Source organism: Desulfitobacterium sp. PCE1, assembly GCF_000384015.1.
Classification (GTDB): Bacteria; Bacillota; Desulfitobacteriia; order Desulfitobacteriales; family Desulfitobacteriaceae; genus Desulfitobacterium; species Desulfitobacterium dehalogenans.
The window spans coordinates 1,711,481-1,735,926 of the sequence record NZ_KB913023.1 but is presented as its reverse complement, the minus strand read 5'-3'; the positions used below and the strand labels follow the sequence as shown (position 1 = coordinate 1,735,926).

The 24,446-nt window shown below is 44.0% G+C and carries 24 protein-coding genes and 1 CRISPR repeat array; of the genes, 7 read left to right on the top strand and 17 right to left on the bottom strand.

The genetic code is table 11. The features are described from left to right. Positions 1-120: 120 nt before the first annotated feature. The 4 genes from DESPCE1_RS0108685 to cas5 are packed head-to-tail and all read right to left on the bottom strand — an operon-like array spanning position 121 to position 5,977. A complete protein-coding gene (locus DESPCE1_RS0108685; protein ID WP_019850204.1) occupies positions 121-2,310 on the bottom strand; it encodes a CRISPR-associated helicase/endonuclease Cas3 in 2,190 nt (729 codons plus the stop codon). Further along, a complete protein-coding gene (locus DESPCE1_RS0108680) occupies positions 2,307-3,194 on the bottom strand; it encodes a type I CRISPR-associated protein Cas7 (RefSeq protein WP_242835381.1) in 888 nt (295 codons plus the stop codon). Before DESPCE1_RS0108680 ends, DESPCE1_RS0108685 begins: the two co-directional genes overlap by 4 nt. After that, positions 3,181-5,313 carry a hypothetical protein gene (locus DESPCE1_RS0108675; protein ID WP_019850202.1) on the bottom strand — a complete coding sequence of 711 codons (2,133 nt, stop codon included), beginning with the start codon at positions 5,311-5,313 and terminating at the stop codon, positions 3,181-3,183. The genes DESPCE1_RS0108680 and DESPCE1_RS0108675 overlap by 14 nt, the downstream gene beginning before the upstream one ends. Further along, complete coding sequence (gene cas5 / locus DESPCE1_RS0108670) at positions 5,303-5,977, bottom strand: CRISPR-associated protein Cas5 (RefSeq protein ID WP_019850201.1); 675 nt, start codon at positions 5,975-5,977, stop codon at positions 5,303-5,305. Before cas5 ends, DESPCE1_RS0108675 begins: the two co-directional genes overlap by 11 nt. A 361-nt stretch (positions 5,978-6,338) precedes the next feature. Between cas5 and DESPCE1_RS21275 the strand changes: the two genes are divergently transcribed. After that, the gene (locus DESPCE1_RS21275; protein WP_019850200.1) at positions 6,339-6,710 is read left to right on the top strand and encodes a hypothetical protein; all 372 of its coding nucleotides are present in this window, start codon (positions 6,339-6,341) and stop codon (positions 6,708-6,710) included. 266 nt (positions 6,711-6,976) lie between these two features. Here DESPCE1_RS21275 and DESPCE1_RS24170 read toward each other — a convergent pair whose 3' ends face one another. The 10 genes from DESPCE1_RS24170 to DESPCE1_RS0108615 all read right to left on the bottom strand — a co-directional run bounded on the left by DESPCE1_RS24170 (position 6,977) and on the right by DESPCE1_RS0108615 (position 16,477). Next, complete coding sequence (locus DESPCE1_RS24170) at positions 6,977-7,177, bottom strand: aldehyde dehydrogenase family protein (protein ID WP_028305518.1); 201 nt, start codon at positions 7,175-7,177, stop codon at positions 6,977-6,979. Positions 7,178-7,294: 117 nt separating this feature from the next. Continuing rightward, a CRISPR array of direct repeats spans positions 7,295-8,194; the repeat unit is 32 nt; unit sequence ATTTCAATCCACGCTCCCATACAGGGAGCGAC. A 221-nt stretch (positions 8,195-8,415) separates the two neighbouring features. Continuing rightward, positions 8,416-9,897, bottom strand: coding sequence for a methyl-accepting chemotaxis protein (locus tag DESPCE1_RS0108655; RefSeq protein ID WP_019850199.1), 1,482 nt, complete (start codon positions 9,895-9,897; stop codon positions 8,416-8,418). Between the two features lie 208 nt (positions 9,898-10,105). After that, positions 10,106-11,053: a DUF1848 domain-containing protein gene (locus tag DESPCE1_RS0108650; RefSeq protein ID WP_019850198.1), complete on the bottom strand. Its 948-nt coding sequence runs from the start codon at positions 11,051-11,053 to the stop codon at positions 10,106-10,108. Between the two features lie 19 nt (positions 11,054-11,072). Next, a complete protein-coding gene (locus DESPCE1_RS0108645) occupies positions 11,073-11,756 on the bottom strand; it encodes a DNA alkylation repair protein (protein ID WP_014793642.1) in 684 nt (227 codons plus the stop codon). 186 nt (positions 11,757-11,942) lie between these two features. Continuing rightward, a complete protein-coding gene (locus DESPCE1_RS0108640) occupies positions 11,943-12,920 on the bottom strand; it encodes a D-alanyl-D-alanine carboxypeptidase family protein (protein ID WP_019850197.1) in 978 nt (325 codons plus the stop codon). A gap of 91 nt (positions 12,921-13,011) precedes the next feature. Then, a complete protein-coding gene (locus tag DESPCE1_RS0108635; protein ID WP_019850196.1) occupies positions 13,012-14,151 on the bottom strand; it encodes a cell wall metabolism sensor histidine kinase WalK in 1,140 nt (379 codons plus the stop codon). Next, on the bottom strand, positions 14,141-14,839 hold the full coding sequence (gene vanR / locus DESPCE1_RS0108630) for a VanR-ABDEGLN family response regulator transcription factor (RefSeq protein ID WP_028305517.1): 699 nt from the start codon (positions 14,837-14,839) through the stop codon (positions 14,141-14,143). Before vanR ends, DESPCE1_RS0108635 begins: the two co-directional genes overlap by 11 nt. A 247-nt stretch (positions 14,840-15,086) precedes the next feature. Continuing rightward, positions 15,087-15,662, bottom strand: coding sequence for a hypothetical protein (locus DESPCE1_RS0108625; RefSeq protein ID WP_019850194.1), 576 nt, complete (start codon positions 15,660-15,662; stop codon positions 15,087-15,089). After that, positions 15,649-15,975, bottom strand: a complete 327-nt coding sequence (locus DESPCE1_RS0108620) for a PadR family transcriptional regulator (RefSeq protein ID WP_014793637.1) — start codon at positions 15,973-15,975, stop codon at positions 15,649-15,651. The genes DESPCE1_RS0108625 and DESPCE1_RS0108620 overlap by 14 nt, the downstream gene beginning before the upstream one ends. Positions 15,976-16,264: 289 nt before the next feature. Continuing rightward, positions 16,265-16,477: a hypothetical protein gene (locus tag DESPCE1_RS0108615; RefSeq protein WP_014793636.1), complete on the bottom strand. Its 213-nt coding sequence runs from the start codon at positions 16,475-16,477 to the stop codon at positions 16,265-16,267. A 213-nt stretch (positions 16,478-16,690) separates the two neighbouring features. On the opposite strand from DESPCE1_RS0108615, the gene DESPCE1_RS0108610 reads away from it, so the two are divergent. Next, on the top strand, positions 16,691-17,590 hold the full coding sequence (locus DESPCE1_RS0108610; protein WP_019850193.1) for an ABC transporter ATP-binding protein: 900 nt from the start codon (positions 16,691-16,693) through the stop codon (positions 17,588-17,590). Beyond that, on the top strand, positions 17,587-18,393 hold the full coding sequence (locus tag DESPCE1_RS0108605) for an ABC transporter permease subunit (protein WP_019850192.1): 807 nt from the start codon (positions 17,587-17,589) through the stop codon (positions 18,391-18,393). The genes DESPCE1_RS0108610 and DESPCE1_RS0108605 overlap by 4 nt, the downstream gene beginning before the upstream one ends. A 91-nt stretch (positions 18,394-18,484) precedes the next feature. On the opposite strand, the gene DESPCE1_RS0108600 is transcribed toward DESPCE1_RS0108605, so the two are convergent. From DESPCE1_RS0108600 to DESPCE1_RS0108590, 3 genes are all read right to left on the bottom strand, one after another. After that, positions 18,485-18,922 carry a VOC family protein gene (locus DESPCE1_RS0108600; RefSeq protein ID WP_014793633.1) on the bottom strand — a complete coding sequence of 146 codons (438 nt, stop codon included), beginning with the start codon at positions 18,920-18,922 and terminating at the stop codon, positions 18,485-18,487. Positions 18,923-19,079: 157 nt separating this feature from the next. Next, positions 19,080-20,003: a DMT family transporter gene (locus tag DESPCE1_RS0108595; protein ID WP_028305516.1), complete on the bottom strand. Its 924-nt coding sequence runs from the start codon at positions 20,001-20,003 to the stop codon at positions 19,080-19,082. A gap of 50 nt (positions 20,004-20,053) precedes the next feature. After that, positions 20,054-20,317: a SymE family type I addiction module toxin gene (locus DESPCE1_RS0108590; RefSeq protein ID WP_014793631.1), complete on the bottom strand. Its 264-nt coding sequence runs from the start codon at positions 20,315-20,317 to the stop codon at positions 20,054-20,056. A 579-nt stretch (positions 20,318-20,896) separates the two neighbouring features. Between DESPCE1_RS0108590 and DESPCE1_RS0108585 the strand changes: the two genes are divergently transcribed. The 4 genes from DESPCE1_RS0108585 (at position 20,897) to DESPCE1_RS22480 (ending at position 24,368) form a co-directional block, all read left to right on the top strand. Next, positions 20,897-21,364 carry a hypothetical protein gene (locus DESPCE1_RS0108585; protein WP_014793630.1) on the top strand — a complete coding sequence of 156 codons (468 nt, stop codon included), beginning with the start codon at positions 20,897-20,899 and terminating at the stop codon, positions 21,362-21,364. A gap of 21 nt (positions 21,365-21,385) precedes the next feature. Beyond that, positions 21,386-22,129 (top strand): hypothetical protein, encoded by a 744-nt coding sequence (locus DESPCE1_RS0108580; protein ID WP_019850190.1) that lies wholly within the window; start codon positions 21,386-21,388, stop codon positions 22,127-22,129. A gap of 683 nt (positions 22,130-22,812) precedes the next feature. Next, entirely contained in the window at positions 22,813-23,796 is a 984-nt protein-coding gene (locus DESPCE1_RS0108575; RefSeq protein ID WP_019850189.1) for a LysM peptidoglycan-binding domain-containing protein, read from the top strand. A gap of 377 nt (positions 23,797-24,173) precedes the next feature. Beyond that, on the top strand, positions 24,174-24,368 hold the full coding sequence (locus tag DESPCE1_RS22480) for an SHOCT domain-containing protein (protein WP_242835380.1): 195 nt from the start codon (positions 24,174-24,176) through the stop codon (positions 24,366-24,368). Positions 24,369-24,446 lie beyond the last annotated feature (78 nt).

Genomic DNA, 24,446 nt, shown 5'->3' with positions numbered 1-24,446 from the left:
GTTCTCCAACAAAACCCCTTACAAATCTCCAACTGCTATCAAGGCGAACAGGAAAGCTGTAACTTTCAAAAAGAGTAGTGCTTGGTATGGCTGTTTTTCCCACTCTCAATCTATAGCTAATCAAATGATGATTGCTTCTCCTCTATACTTTTTTAATTTCACAATGCCAGCCATGTAACCTAGAAAACCGTCGTATTCGAGATTCCACCTGTATATCTTATCTATTATCATAGGTGTTCTCAGTTCGTCCAATTTATATTTGGCAATTTGAACTGAGACTTTTTGCAGTTCTTTCCAATCGACTTTTCCATATTGCAAGCGCTTTGCCATACTCGGATCAACAATTACGATACGAGTATCGCTATCAATTACCTTAAAAGCCCGTTCTACCTGAGGAAATCTCTGCAAGTTCTCATCGGTGACTAATTTTTCATGCTTTTTAGATAGTCCATATAAGGCAATTTCATCTGCGAGGGATTGTGTACTCAATTCTGGCACAATTGCTCTGTTCCCTTCAAAATACCCTTTAAGAATAGCGGCAGCCTCTTTTAAACCAGGATTAAGCCTCAACATTCCATCTTCTAAAATACAAAAAGTCCACATCTCCGCATTATCAAGAATCCCCTCCCGATTGACACGTCCCGAAGCTTGCAGCAGCGATACCAACGCGCCAAGCTCACGGAATCCATTTCTGAAAGACAGGTTTACGCCGGCTTCAATACACGACGTTGCAATCAGAGTCCAATTCGTATCCTTTTTATTAGCCAAGCGTTCTTTTACTCGTTCAAGAGTGTTACCCCGATCATTTGTAGTCAAAGCCGTAGACAAATGCTCGACATACTCTCGACCAAAATGCTCAGAAAAATAGTCCGCCAATACGGCGGCACTTTGAACCGTGTTCAAGATAACCAGTCTCGGTCCCGGAAAGCCGATGATCCATTTAGCAAGCTCTTCTGTGCCTTTGGGGAATAAATCGCAATGATAAGAAATCCGATTGTTTTCATATACTGCAAGGCGTCCGCGCAGTTCATCATCAATGATTTCCGGTACAGCGTAGGATTTTTCGCTGCCGGTGATTTCTGGGATTGTCCAGAATCGATTCAGTGAACCGGACGCCAGAACCCAGTAGCAACTCCATTCCGCAGCATAAATATTGATCCACTTCCAGGCAATGGGCAGAAGTTTGGCCGGCAACGCAGCATGCGATTCATCCACAAAAACAGCACTGCCGGGCAATTCGTGCAAACGGCGCAGGGTTGCGGTAGAATTCGAAGCCAGCGTTTCAAAAAAAGCAACAGCTGTTGTCACTATAATGGGCGCCCGCCAAAGCGCGGTCAGGTGTCTGGCATCCTTGCTTTCAAAGTCCGCCCGGTGATGCAGTTCCGCTACAACCTCCTCAGCGTTTTCCCCCGGCAAAACGAGCGTATCCCGATAGGTATCAACCGATTGTTTAATGATATTCGTAAATGGCAGTACAACAAAGATACGCCGTAGCCCGCGCTTTTCCGCCTGTGCAAGCAAATGAGCCATGACCGCTGTCGTCTTTCCGGAGCCAACCGGGCTGTCACAGGAGGTTATGCCGGCATCAATGCCGGCGTTTCGACAGGCAAGATACATCTCATTGCGTAGAGCGTTCCGATCATCGTCGGCTCCTTTTTGCTTTAACCCTGTAATATGCAGGTCTAATTGTGCAAGCCGTTCTGCCGCACGTAATCTGACCGGATCCATTTCAGCCGGATACTTCCGGTAATGGATGGCCGTATCGGTGTGATCCGCATCAACGAGGCATGATAAGAGCATCCGCAGGAAAACCGAACGATCACTTTTAGTTTCTTCCTCACCATACTCAAAATGGCTATCAATGAGGTTGTTGTGAATAGCTTCAAGTTCCGGCAACTCTCTATCCACCTCAGAAGCAATGGAACTATCCCGAAAAATCGCATCTCCTTTATTCATTTCAACAATAAAATCAGGAAAGCCAACGTGGTGGGCCTGAATCACAGCGGCGGAAAAAGCAGAAAAGTGTTGGCTATTCAAAAAATAAGCGGCTCCTGCATCGACATGATTTCGTGGAAGGAATTTGGCTGTATCTTTACCGGCAAGTACATCTTGATTTTCTTGGTTCAGCTTACCTAGATCATGAAGTGTGGAGGTTTTCTCTGTTATCCCTGACAGCAGTACTTTGTCACAGGTTGCATAGTAGCTTATATCCTGCACATATTGGTGAGCAAGCGACTTTACACCACGAACATGCGTTGAATATCCCTGCTCGGGGATATCATCTTTTTTACTGTGCGCGTAGTAAATCATACCAGCATCAGGTCGGTTACGGAGCTCACCTTGGCCTTCAATTCTTCCGGCAGAGCTGTCTTATCTTCATAGTCGTCCCAGCTCTTCGACGCAATGGTCGCATCGCCAATACGCTTTGGCGTAAGCGCTTCCAGAAGGAGATAATCCGGGCAACTGCCAAGGGCGTTCAGATGCTCAATATACCAGGCATGCCGAATGCGTACATCGGTGCGAATGGCAGAACGATTCAAATCATACCCTTTGGGAATTAATAGCTTAAGCAAGTCAATATCTTCTTGAGTGCAGCCTGTCTTTGTTGCATAATTGGGATTCACAAAAAACGGCATACAATAAACACCATGTTCCACGATTCGAAAAGCTAAAGGAGCCATTCCGGAATTTTTACCCTCTTGTACACCGGCTTTATTCGTATTGGTATGGCGAATGATATTGACCGGAGAAATCGACGTACCTACACCAAACTGAACAACACCCGTTTTGATAAATCCTTTATTCGCCCCTTCTTCCAAAAAAGTGTTGCCGAAGATTCTTGCATCCCAATATTTTTTAACAAAAGTACTCTCCAGAAAACTCTTCTGATCGAAGTTTTTAATATCTTTTGACATCTCGCTTTGAATGGACTTCCTATCACGCCCCCGCGATTCCAATATGCAGTAATAATCCGAGTCTTTAACATAAACCTCCGGGAGGCTCTGATAAAACACACTATCGTGGTCCCCCACCAAATCACGAAGCTTGCGCTTGAAGGAAACAGGTGAAATTTCGCCTATACCATTAGGACGCTGGCGAGGATCGCTCTCTCTGTCCGGGTCGCCGTTTGCATTTGAATTTACAACTTCAATCACCAATAGACCGGTTGCGCGCTTGATTTCACTGTTCATCATTAGCCCCTCCTACGTTATTATCATTACTGTTGTCATCACTGCTTGCCGCTGCTGAGAACTCTCTTTTAGGGAAGGATGCCAGATAGCCAATAAAAAGCTGTGCCCTTTCAAAATCATTGAAACGTGTTGAGTCCGTCACTGTCGTTTTCAGCTTATTTGCCGCATCCTCATATAAACCGAGATACCAGCGTGCTCTCCAACTCTCTTCATTTTTAGTTGAAATATTTTTGAAACGATATTGTTTGGCCCAGGTTATATAAGGATTCATGCGGAGGGACAATTGGGCTATCGCCTGGTAAGGCATTTCACTGGCTGCTGCAAACAAAACACTGCCCGCCAGCTGGGGAGGAACATCCCCGCCTCGCACAACTTTGCAGTACAAGGTATGCAGCTCGTCGGATATTTTCAAGAGCTGTCCGACTAAATAAGCCATATTTTCCATGTATTTCTCCTTTCTCTCACCCCGTTTATAAAGCAGCAGTCCAAGGACGGATAACAGAAGAACCGTTTCATTTTTTAATTTGTCTAAAGTTTTCTCCTCTGTCTTGTTCTTGCAGTTTGAACCGCCATGCACCCAGTTGCCGATATAGCTTGCTAACCCGGATGAATGGGTGAGTACCACATGAAGATAATTGTCAATCATACTTTCTTGCATAAGATTAAGAAGCAATTCCATTCCCTGATAATATTTCATTCGTTCAACGGCAGTTATGCCTTGCGCTAATTCCCCGTTTTGCTTCCACACATTGTTGACAATTCGAGCCACTTGCAACGGAAAAGGAGTTTCTCGCTCACCTAGATCTGTTTCCGGCGTATTCCAACAACCGGCCTCCCAGTCCTCTGCCGCTTGGATAAGCTGATCCGGTGAGCAATTTCGGGTAAATATCACCTTCGAGCGGGCTTTGTCCAGTTTGCGGATCGTGAAAATTTGAATGAATTCGGGGTTTTCCTTTGGTGGAAGGCCTCTAAGCGTCCTAATAAAATCTTTGGCGATATTCTCAAAACGCGCTTCTGCCTGGGCAGAACTTCCTGCCTGACTGGGACCGAAGATTGAAGCGAATTTTGGTGAAGTCTCCGACAGCTTGGAAGGATAGGCAAATACGATTTCGTTCTTATCAATTTTCCGCCATGTGACACCCTCCCGCTCCAGGTCGGCAGCCCATTCCAGTGATTTTTTGGCAAGAGATCGGTTTTCCATGGCGATGGGATAAGAACCATCATCGATCTGTTCATAACGATACTGGCAAGGCTGTCCGTTGAACATCGAACGCAAGGTTACCTCAAAGCCACTGAGTTTCACGCTTGGCATCGGTTCATTGGGATGGATAAAAGGAATGCCAAAGGCATCACGTTCAACACTCTCAGATTGTTTGGATGCACTCAGCAAGCTGGATTTCAACAACATATCGTTGAGCCATTCGGTCATGTGTTGGCTTGTTACGGGATACCCGTACTGTTGCCAGTCAAACAGATCTAAAACAACTGAAATTGATCCTGTGTCATCGTTATGATCCTTTTGGGGGTTACCTTTATGGAATAGCATAGTAAGCAGAATGCCAATGTCCTCTTGTTTTTGAAGCTTTGCGAAAACGCACTTTTCCAGTGCGGACTTAAAGCTTTTATCAGGCTCATTTGAGAAACCAGAGGCTAACTGGATTAACTTGGAAACGAGCATTCCTTCAAGCTGTTCTTGATTCCCCATTAAACCCAAAAGGGTCTGAGGAATATTTTGCAAGCTTCTATCAACTTTTTTGACAATGCTTTCTTTCCAATTGTCATCGACGCACCATGATTTAATTTTGTCAAAATCAGGGGGAATAGTGCCTTTTTCAATTTGTTCCAACTCGGTAAGCTGTTCTTTTTCGGTGATACGGTAAAGAGGAACGATATTGAAAGCGGGAAAGGTTCCCTGGTTGTTCCCGTATTTTCTCAACGACTGGGAAAGTTCAGTACTTATGCTCTCAAGTCCGCAGATCGAGCCGTCCTGGGCAAGCCATATTCTAATACAGGGTGCTTTGGCTGTTACTTTGGGTAAAGATTTATATTCCCTATGCCATTCCTTGGTGCTGATCCCTTTACTTTTCATAGCGGTGGACAAACTATACAATTCATTGAGCATAGTTTTCACTCCTTTTCGGATACTCCAGCACGCCATTTCGAATGACGAGGTCATTGTCGTAGACATAAGAAACCGGAGAAGCATATCCTTTGGAAAAAACCTGTCTTAGCATAGATGGTATGATAACGGGAAGCGCATCAGACAGCACCTGTGTTGTATCCCGAAATTTGCCAAAATAAGAGGGTGTAAATTCTTTCCACCCCAATGTCGGAATGGAATAGCATTGACCTCGTTTGAGCCTTCTTTCAAAAATGCTTTGATAAGCGTGACCAGGGGAGGTCGTTTTTTTATCCCATTGCACAGCACTTTCCGGCAATCGGCTTTTTTCTCTATTGGGAACAACTTCTGCGTACAGTCTATAACAGACATCAATTAACACGGTGGCATACAATTGATAATTATTTCCCTCTTTAATCGATTTGGAATTTCGCAAAGGTCCTCCATAGTTGGTGCAATAAGAGTGGTATTGTATAGGTGCGCACAACTCCACTTTTGTAGGAATTATTTCCACGCTGGGCCCCCATAGGACGGATTCAAAAATAGCTTTGACTGCAGAATAGGTTGGAACCGGATAACTGACTGGACAGTCACCGCTATCCGGTCTGGTCCACATTGCGGTGTTACCGGCTATCTCCATCGCAATAGGATAAGACAATCGTACCATGAACATCCTCCTTTCTAATTAAATTCATGCTTGTCTTTTATTATAGCTCTCCCTTTACCATATTCTGTGTTGTATTTTGTCGTTTTTAGGCTTGATAAAGAAAAAGAACGCCTTACCCAAATCTCATGGAAAGACATCCTTTTTGCACAAAAAAACATATATTTTTCAATCCACAGACTTATCAGGGTCTGGCAATCTTATTGTACCAAAAAATGTAAAATGCATCAATCAGTCATAGGCACATTCATATAAGTTTAAATGTGCAATAAGATGTTATCTCTAATATGTCGTTCGTGTAATATTATGCTATCCTGCGCAATATTATTAAAATAGGATTTTCCAAAAAGGAGGAAATAATAGAGTGAAAAAATATTTCGCCAATGCGTTCCTGAATATTCTGAATTATAATCTGGATAAAGCCTCTGATCTCAGAAGATTGAAAGCTGAGAACGCCGAGCTTATGCGGCTCGTCGTTGATCAGGCATTACACATCCAGACGCTAAGATACATTATTAGAAATGACCTATGCTTTCGATCAGACTTACCTCATGCAAGGGCTCCCCTCCCTGAAATCATCCCCAATTCATCTTCCTTAATATTCCATAAAGACAATTTTTGCATATTATGGGATATAAACCTAAAGGGGGTTGGATTTATGTTTCTATGCGCAGCAGGAATCGGCATTATTGCCATTGCTATTCTGATTCTGATCGCTCTAGGTCTCGTCTTCTAATCCAAGAGATAGTTTTCAGCACAGACTGTTTGCAGTCTGTGCTGAAATTTTCCTGCCATTGCCCCTTGTCCAGGAACAACCCTATATTACTTCATAAGCTTCTTAAGCAGGGACAAAAATTTTTGAAGGGCGGATACCGGAGAGGGATATCCAGCATATTGGATTTTTTCATAATGCTTTTTCACATGGAAAAAGGTATCGTAGCTTCTTTGCCGTGATATTGCCCCATGCCGCTCTCTCCCACACCTCCGAAGCGCAGATTGGGGTTAGCCAGGTGGATGATGGGTATCATTAATACATCCGCCGCCAAAAGAAGTTTCGCGGATGGCCTGAGCCCCATGGTCCTTGCTTCTGGTAAATAGATATAAGGTCAACGGCTTGGGATGCTGATTGACCGAGGAAAGAGCAACGTCAAAGTTCTCAAACTCCAGCACCGGGAGCAGGGGCCCAAAGACTTCTTCCTGCATCACCGGGCTTTCCCAGGTTACATCACCAGCCTCTTCCTCACTTTAAGTACTCCCTTCATTTGCGAGATGCTTTTATGAGGATTGGCAACCTAAGAACTTCTTCTATATTATCAATCAATTTCAATCCACGCTCCCATACAGGGAGCGACAAAAGAAATCATGGAAATGGTAAACAACGAGCCAAGATTTCAATCCACGCTCCCATACAGGGAGCGACCCAAATTGGACTTGAGCAAACTCCTGAAGAGTATGTATTTCAATCCACGCTCCCATACAGGGAGCGACTGGGATACCCTTAACGTCAAGCGAGGCCATGGCTGATTTCAATCCACGCTCCCATACAGGGAGCGACACAACGGGCAAGGGAGATTGCTTACCTAAAGGAATTTCAATCCACGCTCCCATACAGGGAGCGACGTCGCACAAGATGAGGAGTTCCTTTATGACCCGATTTCAATCCACGCTCCCATACAGGGAGCGACTTGGTTAACGGCTTTTTCAGGAAGCTAGTAGACCAATTTCAATCCACGCTCCCATACAGGGAGCGACATATCGATGTCACTCAGCTGGAGAGACTTACAAAAATTTCAATCCACGCTCCCATACAGGGAGCGACGTACCACGGAAGGCTCTTTTGCGCTCTTCTTTTGCGTATTTCAATCCACGCTCCCATACAGGGAGCGACACAATCACCTTTTCCCATAAAGTTAAAGCGTTATTATTTCAATCCACGCTCCCATACAGGGAGCGACCATGGCAGCTCACCATGACAGAGAGGACTGGACCATTTCAATCCACGCTCCCATACAGGGAGCGACAAAAAGAGGCTTCCCAAAAGTTCGACACCTTGATGGATTTCAATCCACGCTCCCATACAGGGAGCGACCAAACTTAAATTTGAGTATAAAAGTGGCGACTGATTTCAATCCACGCTCCCATACAGGGAGCGACTAAAAGGTATGGCCTCATACGTGTGCAAGCGTAGATTTCAATCCACGCTCCCATACAGGGAGCGACAGCAAAAAGTAAACAAAAATCATCAGATAGACGCATTTTTGTTTACTTTTTCAAACTATTCTACCCAATGACCGAATCTTAACCACTATATCTTCTGCATCTCAACAATTTTCTTCACATTTCGTGGTGCGAGTCCCCCAGCAATTTCATGTTCACTACAGGTTCGCACCTGATAAGCGACATGAGTGTTGTGTTTCACCGCAGAATTATCTTTTTCTATCTCAGCTCGCCTTGCTGGTTCTCAAGATCTCCACCCCTTGAGCGCTGCTGTCTTCTATGACATGGCTGACTTCATCCAATCTGGCGAAAATATCCTGAGATAGCTCTTTCGTATGTAAAAACAGTTCCCTGGCCAATTCCGGTTTATTTTCATTGACGGCCTCGATGACCTTGCTGCCGTTGGAGTGCAGTTCGTCATGAACATGATCGATGGCTTGCCAAGTTTCTTCCAAAACGGTTCCGGCAACATCCATGGAATGATAAAAATGACCGAAGGCGCATTTCTTGGAGTTGGTTTGCAAAGGATAGGTTGTCATTTCCTCTACGATTCTGTTCAGATTTTTAATCCAGTTGGAATGAGCCGCCTTAGCCTTGGTGATATTCTCCAGCAGTTCCTGATTGGATATAGCATTCTTGCCCCCGTTCAGGGCAGTGATCATTTCTCTTACAAGCTCACTGAGTTCATCATCAATCCGTGCTATCTCTTTGGCGTTGTCGGCGCTTTGAGTCGCATCATCCTGAATCCTCTGAGTCATAATCGTGAGCTTTTCAGCATCCTGAGCCGATGCCTCCATGGCCTGATTGATCTGGTATGCAGATTCTTTGATATTTCCCAGTGATTCCGTGATCAGGTCAACATCATTGATAGTGTTCTTTAACATGGACACATTTTCGATGATGGTCTTGGATATCATATCCAATTCGGAATGCATCTTGCCGGTGGAGCTCATGGTGTTTTCCATACTCGCCTGCCCGCTTACCGCTGCCTGTTGAATGTTATTCACAAAGGAACGCATATCCCCCAGGCTGGTTTTGGTGCTATCCGCCAGCTTTCTGACTTCTTCCGCTACGACAGCAAAGCCTCTTCCCGCTTCCCCGGCCCGAGCTGCCTCGATGGCGGCATTTAAGGCCAGCAGGTTGGTCTGATTAGCGATATTCTCCACACCGTCCACAATCTCATTGACTTTTGCCGCCATCTCCACCAGGACCCTGATTTGTTCGCTCATTAACGCGGCATCCTTGGAGACCTCGTTTTTCAGCACATCGATTTCCTTAATCCGGGTAATTCCTTCGTCATTTTTCAGGACAAGTTCCTTGGAGGATTCCTGAAGATTGTTCATTACATCAGAAGTGTAGCTGATGGAGTTGTTCACTTCACTCATGCTGGCGCTGATCTCTTCGACGATAGCCAGATTGGATTCACTGATAGTTGACATCTCCCTGGCGAATTCGACCAGTTTGTTGGAAGAGTGAGTCATCTCCACATCAAAATTGCTTAAAGCTGAAGTCAGCCCAATCATTTTTTTCGAGCTTCTGGACATCTGCTCTTCACTGGATAGAAGTTTTTCAAAGATTGTCACAAGGTTTTGGTGAATGGGGTACTCCACATTCGGAAGATCAACCTTTATCCCTTTCATCCTGTCTTCTACGCTCTTAATAACACATATGGCTTCTTCACAGGGGGCTTTTTTGAAAAAATTCACTATTGAACTCTTCCTCCTTTAAAAATCTTTTAATTTCTGACTACAAATATGTGAATTTCTTTTCTTAATTAACCACACAGTGGTATCTATTGCTATTATGTACTGACAGCAGAATAATTTCAAACGATATCAAAATAAAGAGTGAAATTTTACATAAGTATAACGTCCAACCTTCAAACTATCAAGATAAAAATGATTATAAACCACTCTAAAACAAGGTTAACTGCGAATCCTTCCGGGAGCACATTTTCCGCTCCGTTATTATAGCGTTATTGGTAAGACCGCCAATCAAAACCGGTGACTTCGGATCATGGCCGGCCCTATTGTTCCGTACAGTTTGCGGGGAGGAAGTCCCATAACAGTAAATGCATCCGTGGGGACAGCTGTCATAAGTGCCGATCTCCACACTTTCGATACATCCGCAGGAGGGCCGCTGGTTGGGGTCTTTTTTGGCAAGGATTCTACACTGAAGGATCTCTTCAATCATACCTTGATCAATGCATGAAGCAGGTCGGATCCCATATGAGCTCAAATCCACAGATTCACAGCAGGTAAAGAGACCCAGACGATGCCTCCGGGCAATCGCGGAAAAGCCTTGGGCTATTCGCTCCATGGCAGTTTCATCCGCTTCCTTTCCCTCCTGGGCTAAAGCAAGACTCATGGCTCGGCGCACTTTGGGATATAAGTCCAAAAAGCTGAAAATACAACGGTGGGTGTAGCCTTCTAAGGCCGCCGCCATTCGTTCAAATTGCTCCAGGTGATACTCAAGATCCAGATCGGCGTTCAGAATTACAGGATCATACCGCCATACCACACGTTCCGGCCCCAGCATCGTGCTCAGCTTCTGAAAGGTCTTGAGCAAAATTTCCTTGGGTGGTAGATTCTGCTCCATGTCCCGCTCATAGGGGGTCAGGGTAAACTGAAAATAAAAGGGGTATCCCAGGGCGGTGATCTCTGCCAACCGTGGGAGCATGGGAGATGGATTCTTTGTCCAAAAAACGAGGCAGTCCACAACTTGGGGGCTTAATTCCACACGGCTGTAACGGGATGGACATCTGGGATTGGGCACCTGAACATACCCTTCCCGGAGGCGGTTGAGCAGCCATTCAGAATAGAAGGCAGGAATGTCCGTACGGCGGCTGGCACTGATGATCACCGGCTTTCCTCCTTCCGTTTTATTTGCGCTTCATAAGGCGAATCTGCTTTTTTGTTTCCTGATCCACTCGATAGGATTCCGTGATTTTTTGCAGGGATTTGTTATAAGTAAAATCATCCAGATGATTGTTCTGCAAGTAAGGCATAGTCTGCTCCGGCAGCTTGATATAGCAGATGGAAACTGCCCAGGCCACCGCCATTTTCACATAATATCCTTCATGCCGGATACCGTCCAGTATTTCCAGTACGGCTTCGATATGTTCCTTATCGCTATAATAAAAGAGCAGCATGACCACCGCAAACCGGATTTCAAATTCTTCTTCCGACCGGGCATAGGGCTGAAGAAACTCCCAAACTAACTCCATGTTTTCCTTCGTAAAATTCAGTCCGCTGCAAAAGCTGTCACACACGGACCAATTATTTATTTTCGGCACAAATTCCCGGATAGTGGAAAGCCTTTCTTCCGGTGAGCATTTGGCACAACCAATGACCATGCCCTGGAGCATGATTTCCTCAAAGAAATCCTCCCGGGCAGTCTTTAAGTATTCCCGCCAGTCCGCCTTTGTGATCTCCTTTGCCATTTTGCGTAAGAGGGGGAGGCGGACTCCCAGGATATTGCTGATATTCGGGAGCAGACCGGAAGCAAATACCCGGTATTCTTCTTCCGCCAGTTCCCTCAATTGACCCTTGATTTCTGCCTGCATCCGACCACTCCTTTTTGCTTCCATTATGCCACACTTCCCATCTCATAGCATCTTCAAAGGAACAATTATTCCACTTCTAATATAATCCGTCTTTTGGGGGCCTGTCTTCCCATATTGCATCATTCAATTTTACATGGAGTCAGATATAAGCAATGCTCAAACCGCATATCCGAGAAGTGCAACATTCTATTCCTTTTCCAACCTGTTGTACACTGTCAAGGCATCGGTAATATTGTATTGCTCGGAATTGTGATTCCCTTTGGCCCCGGCTGTGATCAGAATATAGTGTTCCTTACCCACTTGAGCGAAGCTGGCGAGACACAGGCCCGCCTCATCGGTATATCCGGTTTTTCCTCCTAAAATTTCCCCTCCCCTGATTCTTGAGTTGCCCAGTGCCGTAAACATGGTACTGTAAAAAGTTATTCCACCAGGATGCTTATTGGTAGATTGAGTAGAATGACGGGATGAGGTGAAAATTTCCCGGAAAGTATCATTCTGCAGAGCATAATTGAGAAGAACCGCCAGATCCTTGACGGTTGTGTAGTGGTTTTTCGCGTGAAGTCCGGTGGTATTTTCAAAATTGGTATGGTTCATGCCCAGCTCTGCCGCCTTTTGATTCATCATGAGAGTGAATTTCCTCTCTGATCCGGCAATTCTCTCCGCAAGCCCGATACAGCTTTCCGCACCGCTTGGCAGCATGACTCCGTATAACAGATCCATGGCCCTGACCTGCTCATCCGGCTGGAAGCCTGCCATGGTGGCATTGGCTTGGTACAATTCCTGAAACATCGATTGGGGAAGTTTAATTTTCTCCTGCAGATCGGGCAGATTTTCTATAGCCACAATAGCTGTCATTATTTTTGTCAAAGAAGCCGGATAGATTTTTTCTTCACTGTTCTTCTCCATTAAAATTCTCTGATCCTTTAAACGGACTAGAATTGCCTGAGAACTGTTCAACCTCCCGGCGGATACCGGGACAGCGGATTGAGTCTCAGGCTTTAGCGGGGAAACCGCTGCTGTTCTATCTTCAGAGATTTTCTCCCATAAGTGCTGAGGTTCAGGGATGTACCTATACCCTAAGACGGCTAGTACAACCAGGAGCAGAGGTAACAACAGTACTGGTTTTCTTGATTTTCGCTTTTTAATCCTTATTCTTTGCGCCATAAAAACAACTCCTTATTTTGTGCTGATATTATTCAAGCACAAAACAAGGAGCCATATAGGAATTCCAGCTTATGAACTTCTTAAGATTTCCTTATGACGGAAGTTTTACGGTAAATACGGTATATTCCGGCTTGCTTTCCACGACGATTATTCCATTATGAGCCGCAATAATCTCCTGGGCAATGGCCAGGCCCAGCCCGGCTCCCCCCGTGTCTGTGGAACGAGCGGAATCAAGCCGATAAAACTTTTCAAAAATCGTATCCAGTTTTTGTGGGGGGATGGGATCCCCCCGATTGGTGAACGTGATGATCACATTTTCTGCTTGTTGGACTGCAGTAATGTCAATAACGCTGTTTTCATAGCTATAGGCAATAGCATTTTTCAGGATATTATTGAAGACACGGGCCAGCTTATCGGCATCCCCAACCAGGATCAGTTCATCGGGGGCATGAGTAAGGACCTTTTTTCCCTGTGGGGTCAGCATGGGGTAAAACTCGTCGGCAAGCTGTTGCAGCATAAAGGCCAGTTTTATTTTGCCTTTGTTTAAAACAATGGACTGGAGGTTAAAACGGGTTATTTCAAAAAACTCATGGATCAATTCTTCCAAGCGATAGGCTTTATCCAAGGCGATCCCGGTGTATTTGGCTTTTTGCTCCGCCGGCATATCCGGCGCATCATTTAAAAGGCTTAAGTATCCGATCACTGAAGCAAGGGGTGTTTTCAGGTCATGGGCCAGATAAGTGATTAAATCGTTCTTCCGTTGCATTTCCATTTGCATAAGTTGCTGATGCTTTTGAGACATTGATTTTATCTTGATAAGCTGTGCTCCAATCTCAAAATACCTTTTGGGCAATACTAAGTCATCCGTGTTGGAGTCCATGTAAGATTTTAAGACATTCGTAATAAAAGCGATGTCCTTTTTACTGCTATAACGTGCATAAAGATAGGTCGAAACGCTCATACACAAGGCCAAAATCAGGATAAAAGCGATGAAACTGTAGATAAAAAATCCTTTGATTTCCGGCCAGCTTCTAAAGAGCACGCCGATTTTTTGATCATATGGCAAGGCGGAGTCGGCATATCGGGGATCGATATAAAAGAGATTATAGATCCATTCTTTGATGACTCCGTTAAACCCTTGGTCTACCAGCCATAGCATCCCTAAACAAAACAGGCTGGTTGCTATCAAGATCATGGGAAGGTTCAGAAGGCCTTTTTCATTATTTCTCAATTTTATAGCCTACCCCCCATACGGTTTTGATGTATTTAGGATGCTCGGCGCTGTCCTGCATCTTTTCCCTTAAATGCCGGATATGAACCATCACCGTATTATTGCTGTTGCTGAAATACTTATCTCCCCATACCTCCTGGAATAATCTTTCCGCACTGACGACCCGTCCGCGATTGGAGCAAAGAACCCAAAGAATTGAAAACTCTGTCGGTGTAAGGGAAAGCTTCTTCTCATTCAGAGTACATTCATGGGTATCCAAGTCCAAGACCAGGCCGGAAAAAGCAATCAACCGCTCATCCTGCCCTGTTTCTCCAATATTGTACTTGGTAAACCGCCGCAGTTGGGCTTTGACCCGGGCAATCAGCTCCAATGGCCGGAAGGGCTTTGTAATATAGTCGTCCGCACCTAAAGTAAGCCCAGTAATTTTGTCAATTTCCTCCTCTTTGGCTGTCAGCATGATAACAGGAAAAGTATAGTTCTCCCGGATTTGCTGACAGATCGAAAACCCATCCACATCAGGAAGCATCACATCCAAAATGGCCAGGTCCAGTTTTTCTTTTTCAATACAATCCAAGGCGCCCTTACCGTTATAAAATTTGAAAACCTTATAGTTTTCATTAGTCAGATAAACTTCTACCAAATCGGCAATCGCCTGTTCATCATCCACCAGCAAGATATTAGCTGCCAACAGCATCAACTTCTTTCTTTCAAGCCTATGTGCCCATTATTATTGTACTTCGAAGCAAAAAATAATCCGCAGCTTTTCTCTTAATAAAACCTTAAGATTTTATTAATACAGGATGTTCCTCTAATTCTTAAAAGCGTCCTCCCTTCACTATCATAGTGGAGTGAGGACGCTTGCGGACGGTTTACGCAACAGCTTTTCGATAAACATGTGTCGCATCAATCGGATAAGGCCATATAACCACCCCTTTTTAGTGTCTTTTCTTTAAAGAGATGATGGCATTGCTGATCAGACCCAGGGCGATTCCGACGGTTATCCCCACAGCAGTCCCAATCAGGGTATCGATCCAGCCGCCGGCCAGGAACATTGCCCGTCCCCCGCTGCCGAGAAACCCGGTCAGGGTGCCGATGGCGATCCCAAAGAAGAGAAATCCCGCATAGAACAAACCGACGGCTTCATAATCAGCAGGATTTAAGTTTAAATAATACTCGGCGAACCGTTCCTGCAAATCGGCTGACTTAGCCGTTTCACTGCGGAACCTGAGCTCCTCCTTGGCCCGTTTAAACGCTTCCTGCTCGGAATACCCCTCGGCGATCAAATCATTCATGTAATCACTCATATAGAGAATCATATCGTTTTGCGCTTCCAATGCTCTCTCCGAGCGGTTCTTCAGCTTGGCCAGCTTCACTGTGACTTTGCTTTTCGTCTCACCGGTTTTACGGCGCAGTTTTTCCAGATAAGTCATTTCTGCTTCTTCCAAGTAGTGCTGGGACTGCTCCTTGGCAAACTGGTTGATTTTTTCTCTGATCTCTTTACTGAAGCTCATCATTCTTACCCCCATTATTTCTTAAATTTTGAATCCGCTCACTTAAGAAATCCCATCTCGCCCAAAAGGCCGCCAGTTCCTCAACCCCCCGCTCGTTGAGCGTATAGAACTTCCTGGGGGGGCCAATTTCCGAGGGTTTCCTGGTGATGTGAACCAGCTTGTTCTTTTCCAGCCGCAAGAGCAAGGCATACACGGTTGCTTCCGCAAGGTCTTTAAAACCCATAGCATGCAGTTTTTTGGCAATCTCATATCCGTATATTTCACCCCGGCTGATGATCTCCAGCACGATCCCGTCCAAAACGCCTTTGAGCATTTCGCTTAGGTTATCCAGAATACTACCTCCTTGGTATTCAACAACGTTGGTAATCTATATTATTGAGTACCGCTACATAATAACATAGAGTAGTCAGTTGTTCAAGAGCTGGAGGCCGATAACTAAGCGACAAATTATTTCCTTTTTAAGCTTAAATAAATAATGGCACCGGAACGTTCATCCCGATACCATAGAAGAATACACTTTGTTCTATCCAGAAGAAGGAGCTTAGATGCAGAGATACTGGTTGTTGGCCAAGCGGCGATCAATGGGCACAGCGCTGCAATCCCTACTGTCCTCTTCTAAAGGACATTCTCGGGGCATTTTGAACACGATTAAATAAATCATTGGGAGAATTAATACCCTTCTTAGCCAAGAACCGCTGTAAGCCGTTAGGCATCGGGGGGTTACCCTGATTAAGGAACCCTGGATCTTGACTGACAAACCCTTCTCCCTCTCCACTGAAAGAGCCTGCTGTAAATCGATTTCTGCCTAAAAACATAGTTCTTTTCCTCCTTTAAGCGTCGGTTAGAACACCGACTGAATGAACCATCACTAACTCAATGCGGATAACATAGTTTATTCCATATAATGGTATATAGTTACCATGATCGTCCCTATTCCTACTCCGAAATAAGAAAAACTAAAACTCTTTAGCCAAAGAACGCATACCTTATATGGAATAAAAAGGATTTTTCATAAAGGTGGGAGGGCTTTGCTTGAAGTCAGTGAACTCACGAAATCCTATCATAAGGTAAGAGGGGTAAAAGACCTTTCCTTTCAGGTTGAATCAGGGACGGCTTTCGGATTTTTAGGACCGAATGGAGCCGGCAAAACCACCACAATTCGCCTGCTTATGGGTTTTATGAAACCCGACCTGGGCAGCGCAAGAATTTGGGGGCTGGATTGCTGGCAGGATCGGGAAGAGCTAAAGCGGATTATCAGTTATCTTCCCGGTGAACTGCACTTTATGGAACAGTTCACAGGCCAGGAGTTTCTGGATCTTATCGAAGGTATGCATGGAGCGCACGAGACTATCAGAAAAAATCAAATTGACCTTCTTCGCATTCTTGAACTCGATCCAAGTCAGGGAATTCGCAAAATGTCCAAAGGCATGAAGCAGAAATTGGGCATCATTGCTGCATTAATGCTGGACTCTCCCGTTCTTATTCTGGACGAACCCACATCAGGGCTTGATCCCCTCATGCGGAAAACCTTTATCGAGCTGATTCTTGAAGAGAAAAAAAGAGGAAAAACCATTTTCATGTCTTCCCACCATTTCTCAGAGATCGAAAGAACCTGTGAGCGTGTGGGAATTATTCGGGATGGTGAGCTTCTCGCCATTCAGGATATAGCCCTGCTCAAACAGAAGGAGCGTCAAACTTTCGACATTGAGGTTGGAGGAGAAGAGGATGCAGAATTTCTCCGGCAAAGCGGCCTCACTCTTTACCCCTTAGATCATCATAAGTTTACTATCCAAGTTGAGGGTGAACAGGAATTGTTATGGAAGACCCTTGCGCAAATTCAGGTTAAGCGCTTTCAACAAGGTTCTCTTGAGCTGGAGGAAGCATTTATGCACTATTACCACTCAAGTTTAAGGGGGGATGGCACTTGAATCGGGCATTATTTCGAGCCATGATGAAGCACAATCGCAAAAGGATAGGGAAACTTGCTGTGGGGATCATCCTCTATGAAACCCTCTTAACCTGGGTCTATCCTCTGGTCTCCGAGAATTCGGCTGTAGCTCAGATCACTGAATCCATACCTTCAGCTGTAAAAACCGTATTCGGAGTCGCCGAAGAGGCACGGGCGGATACCTTTGAAGCCTTTATCTCCGCCCAATTTTTAGCACGGATTTGGGCAATGCTTATGGCTTTATATAATGTGGAGACAGCGAATGATCTACTGGCAAAATTGGCCGATGACGGCTCCCTTGCCTTGCTCCTCTCCACCCCGGTTCCACGGGGCGAATATCTGTCCACGCAAGCCCTGGTTCTTTTCAGCGGGAATGCTCTGTTAGTTCTTGGCACCATTCTCGGGCTGTACTGCGGGGCCCGCTGGTTTGGAATTACTATTAATAGCTGGAGCTATTTTCGTTTTGGGATTCTTGGACTCGTCTTTTATTCATTTATCGGTGCCTATAGCCTATTTTTCTCAGCGTTGACTGCCCATGAGGATAGTGCCTTCACTCTGGCAGCAGGAGTGACTTTAGCCTTCTACGCCTTAGATGTGGCCGGGGGACTCAGTGATAAACTTTCTTGGATTCGTAAACTCTCTCTCTTTCAGTGTTATCAGCCCCAAGAAGTACTCGAAGGGGCTTCTGGCCCGGCAAAGAAGACCCTCGGGCTGATTGCCGGCTCATTTATTCTTCTCTGGTTAGGGATTTATGCTTTTAATAAAAAAGATTTAGCCATTTGATAAGCCATAACTGTACCGGACCAAAAAACTTAAGCCTAAAACCCTCAACATATTGAGGATTTTAGGCTTAATAATTAGTTCAACAACCTTATTATCGATTATCCATTTTCTCTTCCGAGAGTCGCACCCGTTCTTCGAAGCTCACTACTTTGTGCATTTGATGCAGCATCCATAAGTAACCGAAGGGATCTGCAAATATAGCGTTGGATACACCGTAATCAGCCAATTCCGTCACCGGCTGCACCTCTGTACAACCCGTCCCGATGGCCTTGGCATAGGTCTCCTTGATGTCGGGAACGAGGATATTGAACCAGATTGTTTTAGGTTGATCCGGCTTCGGCGCATTGAGCCCAAACTGAGGATTTTCATCCAACATATGAAAACGCACTCCGTATAGAGTAAAAACGACTTCATTTTTCCCTTGAGGAAAATCCGTTACCTCAACCCGTTCGATCTCAAATATCTTTTCGTATAATGCCAGGGCTTTCAAGCTATCTTCCAGAACCATATCAATTTCCACTCCGACCATTTTCCGGCACACTCCTTTTCATGCTTGACAAAATAGTTGACTTCATTCATTTCCACTATTTTATTATGTACAGGTATAGCCAAACTATCATCAGGCTTTAGCTCCCTTTCAAAATGCCTGCCTGGTCATTGACCAGCCAGCCCCTTATAAAAATACCTCAGCCAACTCGACCTTTTGTTTTACTTCTTGCACCCATAAAATTTGTCCCTACAACGCCGGTGATAATCATAATTCCGCCAATGACATGATAGAAATGAAAGGCTTCTTGTAAAAATAAGACACCAGCGAGGATAGTAATGAGTGTGGCAACATTACTGAATACACTCATTTTAGCAGCTTCTATCTTGGATAAAACAAAGTTGGCAAGGAAGGAGGTTACAAGGGACGATAATATTCCTAAATACAAAATAGCCAATACAAATTGCCAGTGTAGAAAGGGTTGAAAAAACTCACCTACTGTTCCTTCGATCACACGACTTCCAATTGCCAAACTATTAAAGGCAACAAAACCAAATAATGTCATGATATAAGTCAAGGTCAATAAAGAATAGCGTTGGGTAAGCTTGCGTGCCAAAACATTATACAAAGCATTAGTAAAAGCAGAAATGATAATAAGTACACTTCCTATTATATTTGCTGTTTCAGATTCTACACCACTCATGGTAAGTAAAAAAATCACACCAGACACTGATAAAAATACAGAAATAAGTTGTCCCCGGCCGGCCTTTTCTTTCAAAATGGAGACAGCTAACAGCAAAGTAAAAATAGGAACGGTGGATTGGATGATTCCAGCTTCTGAAGAGGTGGTTCGAGCCAAACCAAAGATTTGGAAACCAAAAAACAAAATAGGATACAATGTTGCCAGAGGTGCAATTTGTGTAACATCATGCCAACCTATTTTCACCTTTTTTTTAGAAAAGATGATAAAAAGTGTTGCTACAAAAAAGGCAACGGTAAAGCGATGTGCTAAAGTATCTAAGGGTGTCGCTACTGCCAAAGTCAATTTAACAAACATAAAGGATAGTCCAATAATGAATGCATAGACTATCGCCGCCAGATAAGCCATTCTTTTTTCAGCCATAGTGATGACCCTTCCTTTCCGTTGCGCACTGCAACCCGGACTCTTACCCATTAAGTTTCTTTAACCATGGACGTAATTCCTCCATGTCTGCATAAAAAACAATCCTCTTGAAATGGATCTGCCTGCTCCGGCAAAGGCAGGGCCTTAATCACCAATCCGTCCTTGGTTTCTCTCACTTCGATTTTAGCACCGGGCAAAAAGCCCAGCTCCTGCAGCCATTTGCCCCGCAAGCGGATGAAGGGGCGCTCCACCCCGTTCTGATGGGTATAAGCAACGGTGAGGATACGGGTACCCGTTCCTGTAATACGATCCATATAACTTTCCCCCTGTGCCGGCCAGCACCGGACCAGGCCCGTGGTCACCAAGGGGCCCAGTTACCGGCAGCATGGCGGTGATCAGGGGAAATTAAAAAGCGCATGCAAGGTTTTTATCCCTACACATGCGCTTGGTTTCATCGTGTCTCAATCTTCTGCTCCATCAAGTCGCACACAACCAGCAGGCGCCTGGACCGCAGTTCGATTATACGCCCCTCGCTTGTACTCAGGCGGAGGGCATTGTATAATTGATCTGTCGCCGTGGACAGCTTGCTGTTACGTGTAGGTGCCTTGTACACCTTGCGCGTGCCTGAAAGTGTTCCCGCACTTTCGGGCCGCGGCGGCTTTTTAATTTCCACCTATAACCATTATAGCGTATCTGCACGGAAATACAAGCAAACTGCATCACATAAAGAACGGGGTATGATGACCATTAAATTGGCTAGCGTATTCCCGTTCTTTTTACATTTTTCTGTTTGCTGCTTACGCAACACTACTGTAAAAAAACGCACTTTACTTTGTCTCACTTACAATAGTTGTACATATAATGGTAAAAAGAGGGAAAGGGGGTGCTAATTGATGGATAATAAACCTAAAAGTAAAAAAAAGAAAAAAACTTTAGTAGAAAAAAATGAACACCACCAACATGATCATTGTCCAACCACTATTCATGAGACCGTTTGTGTTAAAGCAAAGGTTACAATTACTCCAGATGTAAAAGTCCATGATATAAAATATTATTGTGACGAGGGACCAATTAACTGGGATTGCGAAAAAACGAAGAATTGCGCTAATTCTTGTACCTTTGAGGTAGGCCAAAAGATATGCGTTGAAATTCCGTTAATTTTTTCTGCTGACGCCAAAGTAGATCCTCTTGGGATAGTTTGCGAAACACCTCTAAGTGAAAATTGTCATGATAAACCTCCTTGTAAGCCAAAAGACCCTGTATTGGACCCTCTATTAGAAAATGATCTTATTCTAAATCTTATAAGAAGATATTCCCCAATGCTTAAAAATCTACTAAAAGGATTGGGGTATCTTAAATAAATCAAAGAAAGGAAGAAATATATGAAAGAACCATGTGGTTGTGAAGAATCTGATGTAACTGTCCAACAAGAGCAACAACAAGAAGAATGCTCAAGAACTTTTCATGAGGAGGTCTGTGTCCAAGCTAATGTCGTCATTTCTCCCGTAGTAGTGCCCGGTACAACAAAAACATTTTGCTTAGGTGATCCACGAATTGGCCCTTGCGAAGGTACAGTTCAGCCCAATTGTACTTTCTCCGTTAATCAAAGAATTTGTGTCCAAGTTCCAATTACTTTTAGCGCTACTGCTGTTGCAACTCCGGGTGGAATTGTTTGCGGTACACCGCTAGTAGGGCCATGTAGCCCCACAACTTTCACGTGTTGCGAATTTATCATGGCAACACAAGGAAGAACAGCAGATGGAGTCCGACTACCAAGTTTATCTATTCAACTCTGTGGTCCTGCAAATCAATGTTCACCACAAGGCAACCACATCAATGTTGAGTTCCCAGCCAGTGGTCCTAATTTTGAAATTAACCTCACAGAAATGCAGACTATGCAATGCAACAGCCCACAACCTGGTTTGATAACTGTTACTGCACAAGCAAACTTCAATAATGGATCAGGTAACACCGAACTTGCAAACTTCACATTTATTTTTAACTCAACAAACAATACAGTCCACATCACCGCTACTAGTGTCGCTAATGGTACTACGCTTCTCAATACAACGATTACTCTTACTGGTAACGTTCGATTTGTACCTTGTACTCCTACTGTAGGTTGATTCAGAATGCTGCTCCTGAGAGTTAAACTCAGGAGCAGCATTCTATTGGCTCCTGCCTGCCCGAGGCACTGTCCGAAATGACATAGCCGTTTCTAATAGTTTTTATTTTGTGCTATATTGGCTCATGCGGACACTCTAAATGACGGATCGGAATGTGTAGAAGGCTCCTGGGTCAGTCTGGTCCACGGAGGTAACGTGATAGCTGTATAAAGAAAAGGAGAATCCCAAATCGTATTGGTTCTGGTTAATCTAATATTAAACCGCCCGCCTTCATAAATATGTATATGAAACGCAGGCGGTTCTTTCTGTTATCAGGACATGATACCAGCCTTTCCCCTAGGGATCACTTAAATTTCAGTTGTAAAATATAATACATGATACTATTTTTTTAAAAACGATCGTCAGATATTGCATAATTATTAGTTTTAAAATAATAAGAAACACTAAATTCCAATCCTAATAATTAAAAATTCTTTATTTATCCTTGAAATTTTCACAAATGGTATTATAATTTTATTGTTTGGTGAAAAGTAGCAATTTTAGCAATACTCCTACTTTAAAGTCATAAAAAGGTTATAAAAAAATCATAGAAGTAATTATTATTGACTAAGTAAGGAGGGGAAAATTCATTATAAGGAGGAGTATTTGACACCAATGCAAAAAAGATAGTGGAGGTTAGTATTTTGAAGATTACTAAAACAATTTCTTTAACTTTGTTAGTCGTCTTTTTTATCTTCACAACCATCCCCTCAGCGGTTTTTGGGGTTCCTGCCGACAAGTATTCGTATTCGCTGACCGGTAAAATTGGCACCGAAACCGCAACCCTTCAGTTCGAACCCAGCCCAGCCGAGGAATTCGAAGTTGTTCTTGTGGAAGCGAACGCTGTAGTAAAGTTCACACCCAAAGAAACAATGTCAGCCAGTATTAGAGCCTATGATCCTGAAGGCTTCTATGCAGGCAATCTCATGTGGACGATAGACGGCCAGGAAGAAGCCGTGACTGAAATTAAAGCCAATAAAACAGCAACAGCGATCCTGGCTGAGAATTTTTGGGGTATGGAGCCTTATTACGTACTTAGTTTTGGTAATGCTGGTGATACTACCAAGATCGTTTATAAGATTTCCGATGGCACAGCAGTTCCGGCTCCAGAACCTACTCCTGTTCAAACTCCGGAGCCTGCTCCTGCTCCAGAGCCCGCTCCTGCTCCGACTCAGGAACCTGCTCCTGCTCCAACTCCAGAGCCCGCTCCTGCTCCAACTCCGAAACCTGCTCCTGTTCCAACTCCGGCACCTGCAGCAGACTCTCAAGGAAATGTTACATATACAGTACAAGCGGGAGATACTTTGGGAACTATTGCTTTGAACCATTATGGAAGCTACGAGTATCATACAAAAATATATAATGCCAATAAGGAACTTCTTAAGAAAAACAACAATAACCTAACTATCGGCATGAGCCTCGTTTTACCTGGTGATGGAATGTTGCCCGCTCTTAAGAGCGAAAGTGGAACAATTTACACTGTCCAAGCTGGGGATACACTTGGCAAGATTGCAGCGAAGTATTATGGAGATTCAAGCAAATATATGAATATATATGAAGCTAATAAGGATAGAATCAAAAATCCGAACCTGATCTTCGAAGGACAAAAAATTGTTATAACAAAATAGGCCGATCTGACACCTAAAAGCGTCTATTATATTCTATAAATTAAAATAATAGTAAAGTTAAAGCAGGCCGGCAGTGAAAATGCCGGCCTGCTTTAACTTTGCTACTCCTAAATTTTGGTCTATGTTATAAAAAATATAAGCTATAAATATAAATATAAGCTATAAATATTAAGAAGCGATCTCTACGTTGGACAAGTACTCTATCCGTTGTGAAAATACAAGCACAAATACTGTTGAAGTGGATAAGAAAATGAGTTTTATTCGCGGAGGAAACGGCGAAAACGTAACTTTTTCCGCCAAGCCAGTTGGGGGTGGTTGCGACATTCTTATAACTGTGTCACCAAAAGGCCTGCCCTATTTACTCTGGCAAACGAATTGTGAAAAGGTTGCACAAGTCACTTTGTCGGCACTTCTCGGAAAAAATTCAGAGCTATTTGACAAACGAACAAGACGAGAAAAATACTTCGTTAAGTGCAGCTGACGAAATTAAAAAATATAAGGAGCTTTTAGACATAGGTGCAATTTCCCAAGATGAATATGAAGCTAAAAAGAAACAACTGCTCGGATTGTAATAGTATCATTTCCCTTTTGATTGGGTAAGAAAGACCGCCGACAAAAATCGACGGCCTTTTCCTTACCTAGCTTTTTGC